We start from the raw sequence: 2,849 nt of genomic DNA on the forward strand, positions 1-2,849 counted from the left end.
GGACGGGAGCGGCATTCTCTACGCGCGTAACGTCTTCCCGGAGAACAGCGGCTGTCAAGGGTGTGACGGCTCGCCGGGCGGGGCGGTCGGCGGCCCCCGGGAACCCCGCGATAAGTGCCGGGTGCACGATTCGGGCAGCCGGGGACAGATCCCGTCTACGCTGGGGGCTTCGCACTGTCCGACCCCCGTAGGACCAGTAGGAGATGAACGCGCACATGACCGGTGACGACCGTCCCACGATGCCGCCCGTACGGCTGCCCTCCGAGGCCGAGCTGGCACGGGACGCACTCGCTGCGCCGCTTCTCTCCCGCGCGGTGAAGCTCACCCGCTGGGCACGCGAGGCGGGCCCTTCGGGCGTCCCGGTCGGCGCCGGCGGGGAACTGCTCTCCGAGCAGCTGAAGGCGGCGGCGGAGTACCTCGGACTCGGCGGCGGGGACGGGGACGACGGGGACGAGGAGGAAGCCCCCGACCTCGCCTCGGGAGCCTGGAACTTCGCCGTGGACACCGGGCTGCTGGAGGTCGAGGACGCCGAGGAGCCGGCCGGGGAGCCCGCCGGCGAGGAGGTCGCGGGCGCGGCCTGGCCCGACCCCGCGTCCGGCGCGCTCACCGGCGCGGACGGCGCGCCGGCGCCGGGCCCCGAGGAGGTGCTGGAGCTGTGGCGGAACGGCCTGGAGACCGTGCTCGACGACGCGACGATGCCCAGCCTGCAGGATGTGCTCGGCGGTATCGAGAAGAGCGTGGACGAGAACGGCGAACTCGACCCGGACTCGATCGATCTCGACGAGCTCGACTGGGACCCGGAGAGCGAGACCGACTTCCTGGAGAGCGCGCTCGGCAACCTCTATCTGATGACGGTGAGCGAGACCGCCGCGGCCGGGGCGCCGGTGCCGCTGCCCGTGCTGGCCGCGTCGATGATCGTGCCGGAAGAGATGGACGAGCCGACCGACGAGGTGCTGGAGGAGGTCTCCTCCGCGATGATGCGGCTGGACGACCAGTTCCGGCTGCTGGAGCCGATGGGCCTCGTCGAGTACCAGCCGGTGGACGAGGAGCTCACCCGCGAGGCGGAGGAGGGCGAGGGCGACTTCGACGCCGAGCTGGAGGACGAGGACGTCACCCGCTACGGCATGGTGCGGCTGACCCCGCTGGGTCTCTACGGGGTGCGGGAGCGCCTCCGGGAGGCCGGGATCGAGGCGCCCGTCGTCGGGGACCTGGCTCAGGCGGCGGCCGGGAAGCTGCTGGCGGCCCTGCATGTGTACACGGAGGACACGGCCCGCCAGGAGATCGAGGCGTGGCTGGCGGCGCGGGGCGGAACGGCCGGCGCGGTGCAGGCCGCGCGGGAGCTGCTGGACGCGGCGCGCGGCGCGGACGAGGACGGCCCGGTGCGCCGCCTCGCCTGCCAGCAGGCGCTCTCCCTGGCCGGCCCGGAGGCCGAGCCCGCGCTCCGGGAGGTGCTGGAGGACCGGCAGTTGGGCGGGCTGGCCCGGGTCTGGCTGGTGGAGCACGGGGCGGCGGATGTGCCGCAGCCGGACGAGGAGATGGTGTTCTGGCTGACCGTCGACACCATTGCGGCGCAGCTCGCGACGGTCGGTGAGCCGGACGAACTCCGGGAGCTGGTCGGCGGCCTGGTCGACCAGCACGCGGGCTTCTTCGACAAGGCATGGCAGGTGGACCACCCCGCGACGGGCGAGGTCCTGGAGGCGATGGGCCGGGTGCTCACCGACAAGTCCCTCGCCAAGGCGGCCCGCAAGGCGGCCTTCAAGGCCCGTTCGGCGGAGCGGTAGGCGGGTTAAGCGGGTGAGAGGGTAAGCGGGTACGTGCGGCCGGTGCCCTGCCTGTGGCCGCTTGCGCGGCCACAGGCAGATCCCCCGATTCTCACTGTGCTTCCCCCGTTACTGGCGATACGTTCCCCCGTGCCAGTGGTACGAGAATCGCGCGGATCCCCGCTGCGGGTCGAGCTGTTTCGGCTGGGCCCGAATAGCGACAGATGCGGATGACGGGGATAAAGGGGATATGACGTGGCGTCGGCTCGGCTGCGCCGCAGCCGAGTGTCAGTGGGCGCTGGGAGACTCGTCGCGTCCGTATCCATTGCTGGCTGCTGTGGTCGGACGGTCCCGCCGCCGCGGCGGCGGGACCTCTCGGACAGCTGGGCCCCGACTGCCGGGTGGGGCCCGGCCGGACGGCTGACGGCTACAGTGCCGCGCCGCCCGGCTTGACCATGCCGCGCACGGTGCGCGAGTCGACGTACTCGCCCAGGGCCGTCATCTCCCACTCGCCGGAGAACTGCCGGATCAGCTTCGCCATCAGAACGCCCGTGCGGGGCTCGGAGTTGGTGAGGTCGAAGCGGACCAGCTCCTGGCCCGAGCCGGCGTCGAGCAGCCGGCAGTACGCCTTGGCGACGTCGGTGAACTTCTGCCCCGAGAACGAGTTGACCGTGAAGACCAGGCCGGTGACCTGCGGCGGAAGGTCGCCCAGATGGACCGTGATGCTCTCGTCGTCCCCGGCGCCCTCGCCGGTGAGGTTGTCGCCCGAGTGCTGGATGACGCCGTTCAGGATCACCAGCTTGCCGAAGTAGCAGGCGTCGATCTTCTTGCGGTTGGCGTCGTAGGCGATGACGGAGGCGTCGAGGTCGATGTCCTTCACGCGCTTGCCGGCGCGGAACGCGGGCTCCCAGCCGAGGCCCATGCGCACCGAGGTGAGCAGCGGCCGGCCGCCCTTGACCAGCGAGACGGTCTGGTTCTTCTGGAGGTCGACCTTCCCCTTGTCGAGGTTGATCTTCCCGCCGGCCGGGGGCTGTGCGGGCGGAGCCGGCGCCGCGGCCGGGGCCTGGGCGGGCGCCGCGGCCTGGGCGG

At 72.3% G+C, this 2,849-nt stretch carries 2 protein-coding genes; one reads left to right on the forward strand and one right to left on the reverse strand.

Annotation, left to right across the window (positions count from 1 at the left end; all coding sequences use genetic code 11):
- Nucleotides 1-215 precede the first annotated feature (215 nt).
- Nucleotides 216-1,781 (forward strand): hypothetical protein, encoded by a 1,566-nt coding sequence (locus tag G5C65_RS34920; RefSeq protein ID WP_165303080.1) that lies wholly within the window; start codon nucleotides 216-218, stop codon nucleotides 1,779-1,781.
- 406 nt (nucleotides 1,782-2,187) lie between these two features.
- Here the strand turns inward: G5C65_RS34920 and G5C65_RS34925 are convergent.
- The coding region (locus G5C65_RS34925) for a TerD family protein (protein ID WP_206442614.1) at nucleotides 2,188-2,849 on the reverse strand (662 nt) is incomplete at its 5' end.

Origin of the sequence: Streptomyces boncukensis, from assembly GCF_011045075.1 — a bacterium.
Taxonomy (GTDB): domain Bacteria; phylum Actinomycetota; class Actinomycetes; order Streptomycetales; family Streptomycetaceae; genus Streptomyces; species Streptomyces boncukensis.

Bases quoted from the DNA above. Each gene is read 5' to 3' on its own strand.
- G5C65_RS34920 (WP_165303080.1), top strand. From the start codon at position 216: ATGACCGGTGACGACCGTCCCACGATGCCGCCCGTACGGCTGCCCTCC.